At 42.6% G+C, this 16,451-nt stretch carries 18 protein-coding genes; 12 read left to right on the top strand and 6 right to left on the bottom strand.

Translation table 11 applies throughout. The features are described from left to right. Positions 1–49 precede the first annotated feature (49 nt). Positions 50–988, top strand: coding sequence for an ATP-dependent DNA ligase (locus QZ995_RS10080; protein ID WP_437124729.1), 939 nt, complete (start codon positions 50–52; stop codon positions 986–988). A gap of 625 nt (positions 989–1,613) precedes the next feature. Beyond that, complete coding sequence (locus QZ995_RS10075; protein ID WP_301806212.1) at positions 1,614–2,810, top strand: hypothetical protein; 1,197 nt, start codon at positions 1,614–1,616, stop codon at positions 2,808–2,810. Between the two features lie 364 nt (positions 2,811–3,174). Here the strand turns inward: QZ995_RS10075 and QZ995_RS10070 are convergent, their stop codons facing one another. Together QZ995_RS10070 and QZ995_RS10065 are read right to left on the bottom strand one after the other, a co-directional pair. Beyond that, positions 3,175–3,897, bottom strand: a complete 723-nt coding sequence (locus QZ995_RS10070) for a polymer-forming cytoskeletal protein (RefSeq protein WP_301806211.1) — start codon at positions 3,895–3,897, stop codon at positions 3,175–3,177. Further along, positions 3,898–4,527 carry a YhbD family protein gene (locus tag QZ995_RS10065; RefSeq protein ID WP_301806210.1) on the bottom strand — a complete coding sequence of 210 codons (630 nt, stop codon included), beginning with the start codon at positions 4,525–4,527 and terminating at the stop codon, positions 3,898–3,900. Positions 4,528–4,701: 174 nt separating this feature from the next. Here QZ995_RS10065 and QZ995_RS10060 point away from each other — a divergent pair, with 174 nt between their 5' ends. After that, a complete protein-coding gene (locus QZ995_RS10060; RefSeq protein ID WP_301806208.1) occupies positions 4,702–5,247 on the top strand; it encodes a glutathione peroxidase in 546 nt (181 codons plus the stop codon). A 77-nt stretch (positions 5,248–5,324) separates the two neighbouring features. On the opposite strand, the gene QZ995_RS10055 is transcribed toward QZ995_RS10060, so the two are convergent. Together QZ995_RS10055 and QZ995_RS10050 are read right to left on the bottom strand one after the other, a co-directional pair. After that, a complete protein-coding gene (locus QZ995_RS10055) occupies positions 5,325–6,287 on the bottom strand; it encodes a Ku protein (protein ID WP_301806207.1) in 963 nt (320 codons plus the stop codon). An 80-nt stretch (positions 6,288–6,367) separates the two neighbouring features. Next, a complete protein-coding gene (locus QZ995_RS10050) occupies positions 6,368–6,511 on the bottom strand; it encodes a hypothetical protein (RefSeq protein WP_301806205.1) in 144 nt (47 codons plus the stop codon). Positions 6,512–6,939: 428 nt separating this feature from the next. On the opposite strand from QZ995_RS10050, the gene rsmD reads away from it, so the two are divergent. Next, a complete protein-coding gene (gene rsmD / locus QZ995_RS10045) occupies positions 6,940–7,506 on the top strand; it encodes a 16S rRNA (guanine(966)-N(2))-methyltransferase RsmD (protein ID WP_301806203.1) in 567 nt (188 codons plus the stop codon). A 1-nt stretch (position 7,507) separates the two neighbouring features. Continuing rightward, positions 7,508–8,002 carry a pantetheine-phosphate adenylyltransferase gene (coaD, locus tag QZ995_RS10040; RefSeq protein WP_301806201.1) on the top strand — a complete coding sequence of 165 codons (495 nt, stop codon included), beginning with the start codon at positions 7,508–7,510 and terminating at the stop codon, positions 8,000–8,002. A gap of 96 nt (positions 8,003–8,098) precedes the next feature. Here coaD and ylbJ read toward each other — a convergent pair whose 3' ends face one another. Continuing rightward, positions 8,099–9,316 carry a sporulation integral membrane protein YlbJ gene (ylbJ, locus tag QZ995_RS10035; RefSeq protein WP_301806199.1) on the bottom strand — a complete coding sequence of 406 codons (1,218 nt, stop codon included), beginning with the start codon at positions 9,314–9,316 and terminating at the stop codon, positions 8,099–8,101. 133 nt (positions 9,317–9,449) lie between these two features. Here ylbJ and QZ995_RS10030 point away from each other — a divergent pair, with 133 nt between their 5' ends. Both QZ995_RS10030 and QZ995_RS10025 read left to right on the top strand, forming a co-directional pair. Further along, entirely contained in the window at positions 9,450–10,283 is an 834-nt protein-coding gene (locus tag QZ995_RS10030) for a patatin-like phospholipase family protein (protein WP_301806197.1), read from the top strand. Then, entirely contained in the window at positions 10,240–11,328 is a 1,089-nt protein-coding gene (locus QZ995_RS10025; protein WP_301806195.1) for a SepM family pheromone-processing serine protease, read from the top strand. The genes QZ995_RS10030 and QZ995_RS10025 overlap by 44 nt, the downstream gene beginning before the upstream one ends. A 14-nt stretch (positions 11,329–11,342) precedes the next feature. Here QZ995_RS10025 and QZ995_RS10020 read toward each other — a convergent pair whose 3' ends face one another. Further along, the gene (locus QZ995_RS10020) at positions 11,343–12,575 is read right to left on the bottom strand and encodes a nucleotidyltransferase (protein WP_301806193.1); all 1,233 of its coding nucleotides are present in this window, start codon (positions 12,573–12,575) and stop codon (positions 11,343–11,345) included. 167 nt (positions 12,576–12,742) lie between these two features. On the opposite strand from QZ995_RS10020, the gene QZ995_RS10015 reads away from it, so the two are divergent. The 5 genes from QZ995_RS10015 (at position 12,743) to QZ995_RS09995 (ending at position 16,421) form a co-directional block, all read left to right on the top strand. Beyond that, the gene (locus tag QZ995_RS10015; RefSeq protein WP_003336859.1) at positions 12,743–13,261 is read left to right on the top strand and encodes a YceD family protein; all 519 of its coding nucleotides are present in this window, start codon (positions 12,743–12,745) and stop codon (positions 13,259–13,261) included. A gap of 193 nt (positions 13,262–13,454) precedes the next feature. Then, on the top strand, positions 13,455–13,625 hold the full coding sequence (gene rpmF, locus QZ995_RS10010) for a 50S ribosomal protein L32 (protein WP_018670782.1): 171 nt from the start codon (positions 13,455–13,457) through the stop codon (positions 13,623–13,625). A 173-nt stretch (positions 13,626–13,798) separates the two neighbouring features. Beyond that, positions 13,799–14,365 carry a transcription factor FapR gene (gene fapR, locus QZ995_RS10005; protein WP_031413627.1) on the top strand — a complete coding sequence of 189 codons (567 nt, stop codon included), beginning with the start codon at positions 13,799–13,801 and terminating at the stop codon, positions 14,363–14,365. Positions 14,366–14,397: 32 nt separating this feature from the next. Then, positions 14,398–15,411, top strand: a complete 1,014-nt coding sequence (gene plsX / locus QZ995_RS10000; protein ID WP_301806190.1) for a phosphate acyltransferase PlsX — start codon at positions 14,398–14,400, stop codon at positions 15,409–15,411. Then, on the top strand, positions 15,408–16,421 hold the full coding sequence (locus QZ995_RS09995) for a beta-ketoacyl-ACP synthase III (RefSeq protein WP_031413629.1): 1,014 nt from the start codon (positions 15,408–15,410) through the stop codon (positions 16,419–16,421). The genes plsX and QZ995_RS09995 overlap by 4 nt, the downstream gene beginning before the upstream one ends. Positions 16,422–16,451 lie beyond the last annotated feature (30 nt).

The following is a 16,451-nucleotide window of genomic DNA, read 5'->3' as shown; positions in this document are numbered from 1 at the left end:
GTCCTCTTCATATTTTGTGGCATGGTTGATAACACTAAGTAAAAAAGGAATGTTGATTTTGGAACCAATAGTACCTTTCGAACCTATTAGTACAGCACATATTCCGGAAGGCCCGACTTGGGCTGGGCAGGTCAAATGGGATGGGATTCGCATATTGACTTATTATGATGGTCACGAAGTACGGCTATTTAATCGGAAATTCAATGAGCGAACGTTTCATTATCCTGAGCTGATAAACATCTCGGAATATTGTTCAGCAGATTCCATCATCTTGGATGGAGAAATTATTGCCATAAAAGATGGAAAGCCGTCTTTTTATGAGGTAATGAAAAGGGACGGTATAAAGAAGCTGAGTAACGTGGAAGTGATTAGAAAAAGCATTCATATAACATACATGATCTTTGACATTTTGTATTTGAACGATCAATGGGTAACTTCTCTTTCTCTCGCCGAGAGACAGAAGCTGTTACGAGATGTAATAAAGCCAAAGGATTATGTTCAATTAGTGGACAACTTTGATGCAAAAGCTTTGTACAAAGTTATTGAAGCCGAAGAAATGGAAGGGATAATAATTAAAGACCTGACCAGTACCTACTTGATTAATGGAAAAGATTCTAGGTGGCAAAAGAAAAAATTTTATAAAGACGTAATTGCTGTCGTAGGTGGTGTGACTTTTAGAGACAACCTTGTGAATTCACTCCTTCTTGGACTGTATGATCACGATGGCCGATTCAAGTATATTGGCCACGCTGGGGCAGGAAGACTAACCCAAAACGACTGGAGGAACCTTACCGAATTGATCAGACCACTCGTGCAAAAAAACATGCCATTTGTTAATAAACCAACGCGGACCATAAATACGGTTTGGCTTCAACCTGAAATCACTGTTAAGATAAAATTTGCTGAGTGGGTAGATGGGCATTCATTAAGACAACCAAGTATACAAGGATTTGTGGATGTTCCTGCTCATCAATGTGTTATAGAGTAGTCAATAAGGGTTCCGCCAACAGATAAATTGCTCAAATTGTTACACCTTAGTGGACATGATTTTTAGCCCCTACAAAACTACGCTGATCTATCTTAATACATCAGTTCAATTAAATTGCAACAGTTTTCAAAAACTCGCCAGTTATCGCTTTTTTAGCTCTTTATAGTACAAGAAAATCCTTAACAATAGAGTTAAGGATTTTTTAGAATAATTTCTTTAGTATATTTATCCGAAACTGAAATTTTTGAATTCATTTCTTCTGCAAATAAATCCTTAACGGACTTCCTTGATTGACTATCTTACATTTTCTTCCGTTATACGGGACTACTTTATTTTGTTTGGAAATCTTTATCTCCTAGATGATTTCAGGAAAAAGAGGGGGAGCGATTATCAAATTGACGGAAGGTATCCATGGCAATCCTTACCGCGTTGTCGTTTTCATTCCCTGCTTCTAATATCCTTATTGCTTCCAAGCAATTCCAATAAGTGTCCGAAGCTCCATTATAAGAAGGTAGTTCTATGCTGGGAAAAAGGTCTAAGCTTTACCTAACAGAAATATATGGAATAAGGCGAAACATTTAGCTGTCTTAAGGCGTTTAAATTAATGAAGAGGGAGGTATTAGACATGTTGAAAAAAAGCCTGCTCGTTGCAACCATTGCAATCATGCTGTTTCCAGATCCATTCGCTCCATCCATTCAAGCAGCTCAAACACGGTCAGCTACATACCAAGTGACCTATAAAATGCCCACTGTCAACACGATGGAAGAAGCAGAAGTAATTCATACGATCCTTAAAGAATCTCTGCAAATCAAAAATCCATATTTAGTTACTACCCTGGAAAAAAACAGGATGGATGCATTGGAGATAGTAGCTGATCTGTCCGGCAGTGATGCACCGCGTGGATTTATGATGGATGAATTTTATGTATCCAGAAACGGATATTTGCTTGCGCTCTATAATCAAATAGGGGTGTTGGACCCCGTTTACCCACAAGGCTACGACCCCGTGGCAATAAAACAAAAAATTGCACAGCTACGAACCTCCAGCGGATGGGAAGAATATAGCGAATTACGAAAAAAACGGGGCCAGACTGAACTTGATTCACGGATAAAAGCACTGGTAAAAGCCGGGTTTGTAAAACCAGAGGAACTAAACAGTCAACCGCTTACAAAGCAATTTGTTGCAGAGACGCTGTACCGTATATACAATAACGTCAGACCGTACAAGGGCAGTGTTGCCCCGAAGGACAGCCAAAGTGAGGCAGTACGCTGGGCCATAGAGGTGGGCCTGCCAGGGTTTCATGTGGATGCCAAAGGAAATATACATCCGGAAAATCAGCCGTACTACACTAGCGTGCTGGATTACGTTCATTTGTTTTTACCAAGTAAAATCAATGGGACAGGACGAGAGTATTTTCAGTTTGAAGTCCAACAAGATCTTTTTCTAAACGCTGTTGACAATCATTCAGAGAATTTCTTGTATGTGAACAACAAGCTGCTTTCCTCGATTCCTAACAGTTTTTCGTTGAGAGATCTTCCGGAAGTAAAAAAAGCGGTAACGCAGTTTAGTGCTGCTCTCGCGCCACAATTGATAGGAATGATCGAACAGACACGACGAGAGGTTCTAAAACCGCGGGTGTGGGACTGGAGAAAAGACGTGATTCGACATCCTTCCTTCACCAAATTGGTACAAGGATATCGCAAAACCAAGGGTCAGAAAGAACTCATGCAGGTATATCAAGCGGTTAAAGCACATTATAACTTATTTGAACGTCAGGACTCGCTACAGGTAATGAAAAGTGTACTGGATAATATTAAGTAATAACCGTTAAACAAGACGAATGTACGGGAGAAACAATGATATTTTATATCTGTTAAAAAGCTTTGTTTCTGTAACCTGAGATAAGGAAAAAACACCTCCTGACTGTATGTAGTCCATATGATTCAGGAGGTGTTTTCGTGTTTTTACGTTTTAGGAAAGGGAATTCTTTTTAAGATATATACAAAGTAAAAACACTTACTTTGAGCTTATTTTTTAATCATATTCTTGATAACAACTGTGCTATCCATTCAGAGCCTTGAGGAATGCTTTCACAAATTGATTGGTTTAAATAGGGTGATTGGAGTCATATGCCACCTCATAACAATGGAAGGATTTGATATATAGATCGCTTTCTTAACAGTTCTTATTGCTGCTGAACTTTTTCCTTCACATTTGCTTTATCATCGCAAATAAGGCTCGTTTTGTATTCTACTAGCTGGATGTCGCATCCAGGACCTAAGGTGATATGATTGCCGCGGACAATGGTGGCTTTGGTGTCTTCCAAATAAATATCGTCACCTTCGATAATATGTGTAGTTAGACTGTTGGAAAAAAACGGGCGAAGCAGAGAAGGGAGGAAGGAGCCGCGTCGTTTTACTTCTATATGCTCCCCGCCTATTTCTTTTGCTCTGCACTCACCGCTTGGCTGAATATAAATTCGTCCCGCGTTTAGTAATCCTTCTATTTGAAAGCAGCCATACGTCTGAAAGGACTCTGCTTCACAATCCCCAGCAATTTTAGTATAACCGCGTACTCTCATCTCTTCTGCATGGCAGGAGCCATCAACCAAAATACTGCCATCAATGTTAATTTCCTGACCTTTAACCTGCCCATTTACTTTCGTATTTCCACTAATTTTCAAGATTTGACTTTCTACGTTTCCATGAACCGAGGAGTTTCCTCGAACGACAAAGGTTTCAGACTCAACATCTCCATCCACAGTAGCATGCCCCGCGCAAGAAAATTCCTTACATACAAGATTAGATGTGATTTTTGCACTACCTGCTATTTTGACAGAATGAAACGTTCCCCCAGGTATTTTCATGGAACCATTGATTACGAGATCATCGGGTTCTTTTTTTAACATTTACAATTCCTCCTTGAGTATGTTCCATTTCCGCTTCAAATCTTCAAGTAAAACAGGAAGAGAAAGACGGGCGACAATTCGAGCATGCTCTTCCCAATATAGTTCTTCAGGGGACGTTGTAAATAAACAGATGGATACGCCCATTTTTCTGACAAGAATGAGCTCATTCGTTTTCCCCTGTAAGGAAGCATAGTTAGCTGCATAGGTGCGCAGAACGGTTTTGGCTTCCTCCCGACTACACTCACCGCTGACCAGTAATTGATCAACGGCATACAGGGACAAGACGATTTCAAAAGAGTATTCCTGCTGCTTGGCAAAGCATTCCTCATATAGCTCAAGTGAAGTCTGTGTAACAATGTTTCGTGAAAGGATCGTTTGCCTGTTCATTGCGTGATCTAAAGGAATAGGAGAGAACATATTGGCCAATTCGTCTAGTGACAGATCATCCTTCAGACTTAGAATTTTGTTCACTCGATGCAGGATCTCTTGCTTAGGGAAAAAAGTCTCCTGTCCTGTAAAGGTTGACTTACGAATAAACCAGTCCTCGGGTATTAAATTTTTACGTTTCCAGCGGTAAAGCTGACCGTAGGAGATTCCGGTTTGCTCTAGCAATTGTTTTTTTGAAAGCAATTCCTGATTAATCTGGGTAACCTCCTTTTATAGGGATATTATTTTACTTTGTGCAAATGATCGTAACATAACAATGTTACGTTGTAAATATAGCAAAAGTGTATAAAAGTGCAAAAATAATTGCCGTATTTTATTTAGAATGATTATAATGTAGAGGAGAGGATGGTGATTCGTTTGAGTATTTTTGATTTTTCCGTACACACAATGAATGGGGAAACGGTGTCATTAGAACGTTATAAAGGGAAGGTCCTACTCATTGTTAATACAGCTAGCAAATGCGGCTTTACACCTCAATATACAGATTTACAGAAGCTGTACGAACGTTACAGAGACTATGGTTTAGAAATTTTGGGATTTCCTTGCAACCAATTTGAGCAACAAGAACCGGGAAATAACAAGGAAATTGCTCAGTTTTGCGAGTTGAATTATGGAGTGAAATTTCCTGTATTTGCGAAAACGGACGTAAAGGGAACGAATGCGAACCCGCTATTTCGTTATCTATGTCGGGAAATCCCATTTGCTGGCTTTGATGACTCACAGGCATCCGGCCGACTTTTACATATGTTTTTACAAGAAAAATTTCCTGAGACATTGATGGATGACTCAATAAAATGGAATTTCACAAAATTTTTAGTAGATCGAGAAGGGAAGGTAGTGGGACGTTTTGAGTCGCCTGTTGAGCCAATGGATTTAGAAACGCCAATTAAGGATTTATTATAGACATCCTAGATACCTTGAAAGTAAAAATGAAAAAGCTGAGAGCAACAAGCTGGGCCCTCAGCTTTTTCGTTATGATTTTACGAATTCGGTGTCTGTGTTTTCTTTCGTCGCAATGCTTTCGTTACACTGGTGGTGCTTGTATCAGGGGATAGCTTAGTTGTAGATGCTTTGCTTTTCTTTTTGGAATTCTGAGCAATAGGACGCGGCTCAGGATAACGTTCCACTATGTCACGATTCTCATTTGTTTCTTTTTGTGTCAAGCCTTGAGGTGCTTCAGCTTGAGCCAAGCTTTCCTTTAATGCCTGCATGAGATCAATGACATTAGCGCGTGGTGCGGAAGGCGCTGTTGCCACCTCTTTACCTTCCAGCTTTTTCGTAATGAGCTCTTGCAGGTGCTGGCGATACGTATCTTGGTATTGTTCAGGCTGGAAGGGACGAGACATGCTTTCGACTAATTGAATGGCCATGGCTAGCTCACTCTCGACTAATGGGGCATCTGCTTGAGGGAGAGCTGGTACTTGAGCTAAGGAGCGTACCTCATCGGGATAGAAGATCGTTTCTAACACCATACCATTTTGATAAATACGTAACACGGCCAAGCTTTCTTTATTGCGCAAGGTAATTCTAGCAATTGCGATTTTGCCGGTCTGCTGCAAAGCGACCCGTAAGAGAGAATAAGCCTTTTCCCCTGTTTCTTGTGGAGAGAGGTAGTAGCATTTATCAAAGTAAATGGGGTCAATTTCTGACAGTTGAACAAAGTCGACAATTTCAATAGCCCGTTTCGTTTCTGGGGCAATTTTGTCTAAATCCTCGTCTTGTATCATAACGAAATTACCTTTTTCATATTCGTACCCTTTTATGATTTCATCGGAAGCTACTTCACGGTCACAGGTCGGGCAAACCTTGGAGTACCGAATGGGCGTGTGGCACTCCTTATGCAATTGACGAAAACGAATATCGCGGTCTTCTGTTGCTGTAAACATACGAACAGGAATATTCACTAAACCAAAGCTAATGGAACCTTTCCAAACGGTGTGCATAAAAAACGCCTCCTTATAGAAGTAGTATCCACAAGGAGGCATGATGTATCGGCATGTAACTTTTGGGACGTCAACAATATTTATTGGTTATGTTTCTTGGCGTCAAGAAGATCCGCTTCCGATTGCATATCGCGGGCGCGCTCGATACCAACACCAGTGCGATCTGCCTGCGATTGAGCCTTAGAGGCTTTAAGCTTACGTTCTGATGGATTTTTAGCAGCCATGCTGGTTCTCTCCTTCTATTCTTTAGAATGGGGACGTTTACTAATATCTCTGTTTTGGACAAAAAAATACCTCACTTCTTCTTAAAAAGTGAGGCAGTCATTCAAGTTGTTTCCGCGGGGGAAACCTGTCACCTTCATGCTCCTATCTACATGAGGTGTCAACTGAACTGACTTCAATTATGGGAGAGGAGAAACCGGAGGAAGAGCTTATGGGGAAACGTAAGTCTTCTCCGCGGTTGTCAGCGACACCATAGCATCGCTTGTAACACATTTTTACCAGCAAACTGGTAAGTTATACATGCTGATTTATATTTTTTATCGTTTGGATTGAAAATTTTACGTTTTTCCTTCCTATATGGTAGTATGAAAACTACTGTCTCACCAAAAAGTGTGACAACGGATATGTATACAAGTTAGGTGAAGAGAAAATGAGAGTGATTTCAGGAGAACATAGAGGCCGTCCGCTAGCTGCTGTGCCTGGTACGAGCACAAGGCCCACAACAGACAAGGTAAAGGAATCCATCTTTAACATGATCGGACCATATTTTGATGGAGAATGGGCATTGGATCTATATGCAGGGACAGGAGGCTTAGGGATTGAAGCTCTTAGCCGAGGTGCTGCAAAGGCCGTTTTTGTAGACAGTGACAGCAAAGCTTTTAACACGGTCAAACAAAATCTTAAAACCTTGCGATTGGAAGAGCAGGCAGAGGTTTATAAAATTGATTCAGCACGTGCACTTAAGGTGCTTTCTACTCGTGAGGTGCAATTTGACTTAGTATTTCTTGATCCTCCTTATGCAAAGCAAAAGCTTGAGCAAGAGATTGAACAACTCCAACAATTACATGTAATAGCCGCTGATGCTTGGATTGTGACCGAGCATGATGCAAAGCTATCCTTGCCTGAACAGATTGGAATGTGTGAGCAATACCGTTGCTCTACCTATGGAGATACGAAGGTTACTATTTATCGCTATATAGTGGAAGGAGATTCCTAGCATGAGAATAGCAGTTTGCCCGGGCAGTTTTGATCCGGTCACGTATGGGCATCTAGATATCATTAAGCGTGGAGCTAAAATTTTTGACAAGGTTATTGTGGCTGTTCTGGTTAATTCAAATAAAAAGCCGTTATTTACATTAGAAGAGCGTATGGCATTATTACGTGAAGTAACAGCCGAGTATTCTAATGTAGAAGTAGATACTTTTAATGGCTTGTTGGTTGATTATATGCAAAGAAAAGAGGCTCGGGTCTTGATAAAGGGCTTACGGGCAGTATCTGATTTTGAATATGAAATGCAGATGGCCTCGATTAATCGCAAGCTGGATGAGGAGATTGAAACACTGTTTGTCATGACAAATAATCAATACTCCTTCTTGAGCTCAAGCATCGTAAAGGAGCTTGCCAAGTATGATGCCAATGTAACTGATTTGGTGCCACCGATTGTAGAGCAATCGATGCGGTTAAAGTTTCAGGAATTACAGGGAAACAGCTAGAAATGGATGCTGGCCGGCCTGTAGGGGAAGCATTCAATAAGTGGGTAAGGAACGCGGGTTTCTTACCCTTCCTTTATTTGTGTACATATTCGATCATTATTGCTTCCACAGCTTGTGTAATAAAAAACAAATTAAAAATAAGACGATTGCGATACAAGCTGCAATGGTGCTCATTTGAGAAAAAATAAGCCACCACGATTTAGCTTGAAGTAAGTGCTCGCTAGGTAAAAAGGCGGGGATGCTTGTATTAACATTTTGCGTGATGATCGTAAGTGGTTTCCAGAACACGATTGTTAACACCGCCGCAAAAATAGCATGGATAGCCCGACCGATGAGATAAGGCTTCACGCTGATATCCGTTTTGCTTAATATGCTTGCAATTTGCGCATGGACGCTCAGACCGCCCCAGGATATGATGGCAGCGGTAATAGCTGCTTTGACCATCATAGAGATATCCTGAATTTCACTAGTATTTTGAGCACCCATTGTTACTTCAAATAACCCGGCCAAGCCAGCCTTGCCCATCGCATCTGTGAATCCAAACGGACCCAGCAATAAAAAGAGAGCACGGTTTAAGAAGCTGGTAATGCCAACGGTCTGCATCATTTGAAGCAAGACCGAGAACATGATAATAAAGCCCCCGACGACCATCAGGGTTTGTAGAGCGGATTGCACGGCATCTCCCATAAGCTTGCCAAAGGGGCGATTATCACTGAGTCTGGCACGATGCATAGCTTGTAAGGCCCGGTAAAGTAAGGGGTGCTGTGATTTTTCATAAATCGCTGTAATGGGGGAAACAGGCGAGTACATACGATAAAGCATGCCAACCAGGATTGCAGCACCATAATGGGTAAAGGCGATTACATATCCGAGCTGTTCACTGTTAAAAAAACCAACGGCTACTGCACCGATAACAAAAAGCGGGTCTCCTGTAGTAGCAAAGGTAACGAGCCTTTCCCCTTCCACTTTTGTAATGTGGCCTCTCTCTCGTAAACGGGTGGTTAGATTGGCTGCGACTGGATAGCCGGAAGAGAACCCCATTGTCAGCACGAACCCTCCTGTCCCCGGGACATTAAATAGAGGGCGCATCAGTGGCTCCAGCAATACCCCGATAAAATGAACAACACCAACTCCCATCAGAACCTCCGATACAAATATAAAGGGGAGAAGAGCAGGAAAGACGACTTCCCACCAAATGTTTAAGCCGCGAACGGCAGCTTGAAAGGAAGGCTCCGGATTAATAATAAGTACGAAAACCAAAAGGAGCGACAAAATCGCTAAACTAATTGTGAGATAAGGAGAACGATGCGACATATAACCCTCCCGGATGTAAGCGTTAGTACATGTCTACGTTGGAGGGGTACAAACTATTCATACTCTCTGCTAGCTAAAAAATGAATGGAGAAGCGGGCTGTTTTCATATGATTGAGGGGAGGAGGCGTTTTTTATGACAGACAAGAAACGACCAACCATTGGTTTAGCACTTGGAGCGGGTGGTGCCCGTGGATTGGCTCATATCGGGATTCTAAAGGTGCTTGAAGAGCATGATATTCCTGTTGATTTTATAGCAGGAAGCAGTATGGGCAGCTTGGTAGGGGCCTTTTATGCAAATGGAATTAGACCAGACATGATGGAGAAATTGGCGATAAATGTCAAGCGCAAGCACTGGTTAGATTTAGTGGTCCCTCATATGGGATTGGTAGCCGGTCAAAAGATAAAAGAAATCATTCGCTTATTAACTCATGGCAAAAATATTGAAGAGCTGCAAATTCCCTTGGCAATTGTAGCAACTGATATAGAAACGGGAGAGCGAGTAGTTTTTACAGAGGGACCGGTAGATATCGCTGTACGTTCCAGTATTGCTATGCCAGGAATTTTTGTGCCAGAGCAGGTAAATGGCAGAATGCTGGTGGATGGAGGTGTAATTGATCGAGTACCGATAACGGTTACCCGAGAAATGGGGGCTGACCTAGTTCTGGCCATTGATGTAGCAAATTTTGACAACAGAATGAAAGTATCAAGCATCTTTGACGTGATTGCTCAGACGATAGATGTAATGGAACGTGAAATTTTACGATATAGGATGCTATCAGCAGATTTAGTGATTCGTCCAGAGGTAGGTCACATCGGCAGCTTGTCTTTTACACAAATAGATTCGATTGTGGAATTAGGAGAGATAGCGGCTCGAAAGCACATTGATCAAATTAAAGAGATGATAAAGAATTGGGAGGAAACAGATGCAAAACGAATATCAATCGAACGAGCGCTTAAGACGAACTAATAAACGGAATGTAGCCGTTCTGATAGCTATGATCATCATGATTCTGATGGTCATTAGTACCTATATACCTATGCCTTATTATGTACAGCGTGCTGGAACGGCTAAAGAGCTTTCGCCTATGATTACCGTAGAAGGCGGCGTAAAGAATGAGAAGGGCACATTTATGCTGACTACTGTACGCATGTCCCGAGCAACACCTTTAACATATCTATACGCACAATTTTCTAAGGATGCTGATCTTATTTCCGATAAATTTATTACAGCGCAGGGTGAAAGCGATGAGGATTATGCAAAACGGGAGCTGTTGGTAATGCAGCGATCTCAGCAGGTTGCAGAAGCGGTCGCTCTGAAAAAAGCGGGCTATCCAGTGAAAATGGAGGATCAAGGAGTCTTAGTCTTGTCTGTTATGGATGGCTTTCCTGCTAAAAACGTGTTGAAGGTGGGAGATGTCATTACCTCGCTGAACAACAAGCCCGTTAAAAATAAGAATGATCTATTCCTCTTATTGGAAGGTAAGAAGGCGGGCGATGCTATCCAACTACAATTTAAACGGGATGGAAAACAAGAACAGGCCGAATTGATTCTGGCGCAATTACCCGAAAATAATGGTGCAACGTCCCATCGAGCCGGGTTCGGTATAACACCGCAGGATCAAAAGCGCATCCTATTTGATAAGAAAATTACGATTGCCGCTAATAATATTGGTGGTCCGTCTGCAGGACTAATGTTTACCTTGGAAATCTATAACCAATTGCGTCCAGAAATTGATATCACGCGTGGCTATCGTATCGCTGGAACGGGTGAAATGAATTCCGATGGCACTGTAGGAAGAATCGGTGGTATCAATCACAAGGTTATCGCCGCTGATGCCGCAGGAGCAGAAATTTTCTTTGCGCCAAACGATACGAGCGGCGATAAATCAAACTATGAAGTAGCGGTGGAAACAGCGAAACGCATTCACACCTCTATGCGGATTGTTCCAGTAAAAACGGTAGATGATGCACTGCAATACCTACAACACCTAAAGCCAAAGGGAATAGAATAAAAAAACTACCTCTCTTACTCAGGTGTGATTTGTAAAGGAATCCGGCGATATTCTTCCAAAAAGGGCTGCTCAATTTGAATCGAATGCGCCAAACGGTATAAAGCATTTGAGCGAATATCAACATCAAGCATAGGATGCAATCCGTCTCTTACATTCGTGTAGAGGGGGATTGCACTTTTTTGTTTAGCCTGCTGAAGTAATTCTCTTCCCTTCTGGCTGAATCCAAGGACACGGGCGTATGAGGCGCCATGGCGGAGGTTAAAAGCAGATATCTGTTCTTTTTTCACATCGAGTAGCACGTTAAGCAACATACGCTGAATGCGATTTTGCGTATATCGTTTACTTTTAGCGGAGGTAATCATCTGTGCAACTGTTTTTGATCGCCGTGCCGATTCTAGGAGCCTATACTCCATTCCTTCTTCTATTTCATGGTACGTAGCAAGCTCTTGTGCAGTGAGCTGTAACAGACGATGGAAGAGAGGATGAACGAAATTTTCCCACGTCATAGGACAAAGGCCAGAAAGCCATTCACGCTGCAACACATCTACAGTAGCTTTCGGCACGTATCCTGCGACTGCTGCTATATTTTGCTGTTTCTCTGTCAATATTTTTCGCAAAGCGGTAGCGCTTGCTATCTGCTCGTCTGTGATTGTTTCTTGATGATAGCCTGCTTTTTGACGTTGGATGGTGACAGGTACAATTTTGCTGTTTAACCTAGCCAGTGATAGGAGATAGTTAAAACCGAGTATATTATTTGGTTGATCGAGAGTCGCGCCATGAATGCCGTGATCGGTGAGGTACGTGTGAGCTGCTTCAGCGTATGCCTTAGGGTACGGAAGACCATCGCGTAACCCTGCTTTTAGTAAATGAGAAAATTCAGGTGCTTCATGCGCGAGTAGCTGTGCGGCTTCTTTCATCCAGCTAATGTCTCCGCACTCCGAACCAAAGCATAGCGTATCAACTACTCCGATGCGATCTAACAGCGAGACTGCTCCATGGGCAAACAACTCAGCGTTCGAGGTGGCAAAGAGTGTAGGGAGTTCAATTACTAAATCAACCCCTAAACGCAGAGCCATCTCCGTGCGAGCCCATTTCGAGACGATGGCAGGTTCTCCCCGTTGTAAGAAGTTGCCGCTCATGACGGCGACGCAGGCATCAGCTCCTGTCATTTTTTTCGCTAATGCAAAATGAAGCTTGTGTCCATTGTGCAAAGGGTTGTATTCTACTATAAGGCCCACTGATTTCATTTGTAAAAACGACATCCTTTCTACCAGAACCTATCTGTACTGGTAGTGTAGACAAGTTCATTTGTTCTGGCAAATTCTATTTGCAGCCGATAAGGTGTCAAGGAAAATAGGTTGACAAAGATGTAGGCAAAAGCTATAATCATCTTTGTTGTGCATGAGGTGATAACATGAATATTAAACTAATAGAATTGCACCACAGAAAAGGAGAACCACTTCCTTTTCAAACAAACTTGGATTCCCAGGATTTAAAGAAGCGTCATCAAGAGATTCGAGACTTATCACCTGTTACTGTTACAGGAGAGGCTATGGAGCTCGGTGGCTTAATCTATATCAAGGGAGAAATACAAGCAGAAGCTAAGTTCGTTTGTGCGCGTTGCTTGACACCGTACACGGAACAGCTTTCGATTCCTTTTTCTGAAACCTTTGCGCCGAATACATCCGATATCGAATTTGATGAGGATAGCGATATTCATCAGGTGACTGGCGAAGAGATCGAGTTGGACCCGTTCCTGGAAGAAGACTTCCTGTTGTCAATTTCAGCATTCCCATTGTGCTCCAAGGATTGTCAGGGACTGTGCGCGAGTTGCGGAATTAATCGCAATGAACAGTCATGTAATTGTTCCACAGAACGTATTGATCCGCGTTTAGAAGCCCTAAAGAAATTCTTCATTCAAGCAGAAGAATAAGCTTGTTTTCAAGATGAAGCGCATCTCTTTGGATGAATTGCTTCATTTTTGAACGGGTTGGTCGATTCCTGTGAATTAGTCCTAACCCACATACATCGGTTCCACAGATAACCATTTCACTTACGGCTTTATGCCTTGAGTTTCTATATGGGGAACCTTCAGACATTTTGACTTCGAAGGAGGTGTAAGGAAGATGGCAGTACCTCAACGTAGAACTTCCAAAACTCGTAAAAGATTGCGTCGTACGCACTTCAAATTAGAGATTCCAGGTATGGTTAAATGCGATAACTGCGGCGAACACAAACTAGCTCACCGCGTATGCGCAAGCTGCGGAACTTACAAAGGTAAGAAAGTGGTTCAATAAGCAAGAGGCAAGGTGAGGTGATCACCTTGCTTTTTTTCTGTTCAAACGGGAAAATCTAACGGATTAAGTTATTTTTATGAATAGGGTTGTAAAAATGGTCTCCCTCCCGTATACTAATTTAGTACCTGGTATTAAAAACAACTCGTAAGCATAGATAGAAAAAGCTAAGGGGGGTGCCGAAAATCGCTCGCATAGCTAAGAGAGATCGTCAAAGACAGCTCGTGGATAGTCTAGAACGAAATCCATTCGCTACGGATGAAGATTTGGCTGCGATGTTTGATGTTAGCATTCAAACGATACGGCTTGATCGATTAGAGCTAGGCATACCGGAATTACGTGAACGGATTAAATCTGTTGCAGAGAAAAGTTTAGATCCAGTCAAATCACTAGGAATTGAAGAGGTGATTGGCGAAGTAATAGATCTACAACTGGATGATTATGGAATTTCTGTCTTAGAAATAACAGAGGAGCATGTGTTTACTCGAACACAGATTGCTCGTGGACATTATATCTTTGCTCAAGCAAACTCCCTGGCGGTTGCTGTTATCGACGCGGATGTTGCTTTAACGGCTACAGCCCGCATGCGTTTTATTCGGCCTGTAAAGCAAGGCGAGAAGCTGGTTGCTAAGGCTGTGGTTCGTTCTACGGAAGGGGACGAAAGCAAGGTGCGCGTCGAAACGAAGGTTCAAGGAGAAAATGTGTTTACTGCTACGTTTAGGGTTTTTCGTATCCGTGAGTAGTAAGGTCAGGAAAAAACAGGAGGGAATTGTACTTGCGTATTTCACTTGATGCCATGGGGGGCGACCATGCACCCCGCAGTGCCGTAGAAGGCGCTTTGGAGGCTATCTCTGTTGAACCCTCCTTACAAATTGTTTTAGTTGGGGATGAATCAGCTATTGGCAGCTATCTGCCTACACCCCGTCCATCTAATATTGAGATTTTACATACAACAGAAAAAATAGCATCAGATGAAGAACCGGTTAAAGCTGTGCGCCGTAAAAAAGATTCTTCTTTAGTAAAAGCAGTAGAACTGGCACGTCAAGAGGAAGTAGAGGCGGTCATTTCTGCTGGCAACACCGGAGCATTGATGACAGCGGGGTTATTAATTACGGGACGCATGAAGGGAATTGAACGTCCGGCTCTAGCTGCGATGATTCCCAAAATCAAGGGTGGAGTTACATTGGTGCTTGATGTTGGCGCCAATATGGATGCCAAACCCCAACACCTCGTGCAATATGCTATTATGGGTAGCCTATATGTAGAAAAAGTGTTAGGCATAAAAAAACCGCGCGTTGGCTTGCTGAATGTCGGCACAGAAGAAGCAAAAGGGAATGAACTGGCTAAAAGCACCTTTCCCTTGCTAAAGGAAAGTCCGGTACATTTTATTGGGAACGTAGAAGCGCGGGATTTACTAGAGGATGCTTGTGACGTACTAGTATGCGAAGGATTTTCTGGCAACATTTTATTGAAAAACACAGAGGGAACGGCTTTAGCTATTTTCTCTCAGTTGAAGCGCGAGCTTACCTCAACCTTCATGAATAAACTGGCTGCTGCCATTTTAAAGCCAAGTCTAAAACGTTTTGCTAACCGCATGGACTATGCAGAGTACGGTGGTGCTCCGATGCTTGGATTGAAACGCCCTGTCTTTAAGGCGCATGGTTCATCCGATGCAAAAGCATTTAAAAATGCCCTGCTAGCAGCGGCGCGTTTTTGCAAGTCTGATGTCAATCAGCTCATCTTAAAAGAGCTACAGATCGATCATAGCGGAAAAGGGGAAAAAGAATGAATGGATTACGTCCTGTAGGAATCCTGGCAACAGGCTCCTATACACCTGATAAAGTGTTAAGTAATGCCGATTTGGAAAAGATGGTGGAAACCTCTGACGAATGGATTACCTCTCGTACAGGGATTCGTGAACGTCGAATTTGTGCGGAAGATCAAGCTTCTTCAGACCTAGCCTATGAAGCTGCCGTGAGAGCGCTGAACAAGGCAAACATCAGTGCTGAAGACATTGACATGATTATTGTGGCAACAGTGACTCCAGACCATTCCTTTCCATCTACATCATGCATACTTCAAGAAAGATTGGGTGCGAAGAAAGCGTCGGCGATCGACCTTTCTGCAGCATGCACTGGATTCATTTACGGGGTGACGACTGCTACACAATTTATCGCGAACGGCATGTATCGTTATGTGCTGGTTATCGGAGTAGAGTCCTTATCCAAAATCACAAACTATGAAGACCGTAATACATGCGTCCTGTTTGGTGACGGTGCAGGAGCGGCTGTTCTTGGTCCTGTTCCAGAGGGAATGGGCTTTAAAGCCTTTGACCTTGGTGCGGATGGATCAGGTGCTAAGCTGTTAACTCTTCCAGGTGGCGGTTCACGTTACCCAGTTACAAAAGAAACCGTAGAGAACAAAATGCACTATTTGACCATGACTGGCAATGAGGTTTTTAAATTTGCTGTACGCGTTATGAACAGTGCAACTGAAACAGTGTTAACAAAAGCAGGACTAGAAAAGGAAGCAATCGATCTCTTGGTGCCACATCAAGCGAATTTACGTATCATTGATTCGGCTGTGAAACGCTTTGGTTTGTCAGAAGATAAAGTGGTAATTAACTTAGATCGCTATGGAAATATGTCGTCTGCCTCTATTCCCGTTGCGTTGGATGAAGCTATCCAAGAGGGAAGAGTTAAAGAAGGAGACAATGTTATTCTCGTTGGCTTTGGTGGCGGCTTGACTTGGGGAGCCGCACTGCTCACATGGTGCACACGTGAGCAAAACGACGAATAATACGAAGTACACAGGGATTGGAGTCGAATG

It is taken from the genome of Brevibacillus laterosporus (assembly GCF_030489605.1).
GTDB classification, from domain to species: domain Bacteria; phylum Bacillota; class Bacilli; order Brevibacillales; family Brevibacillaceae; genus Brevibacillus_B; species Brevibacillus_B laterosporus_E.
This window is presented reverse-complemented; position numbering and strand designations above follow the sequence as displayed.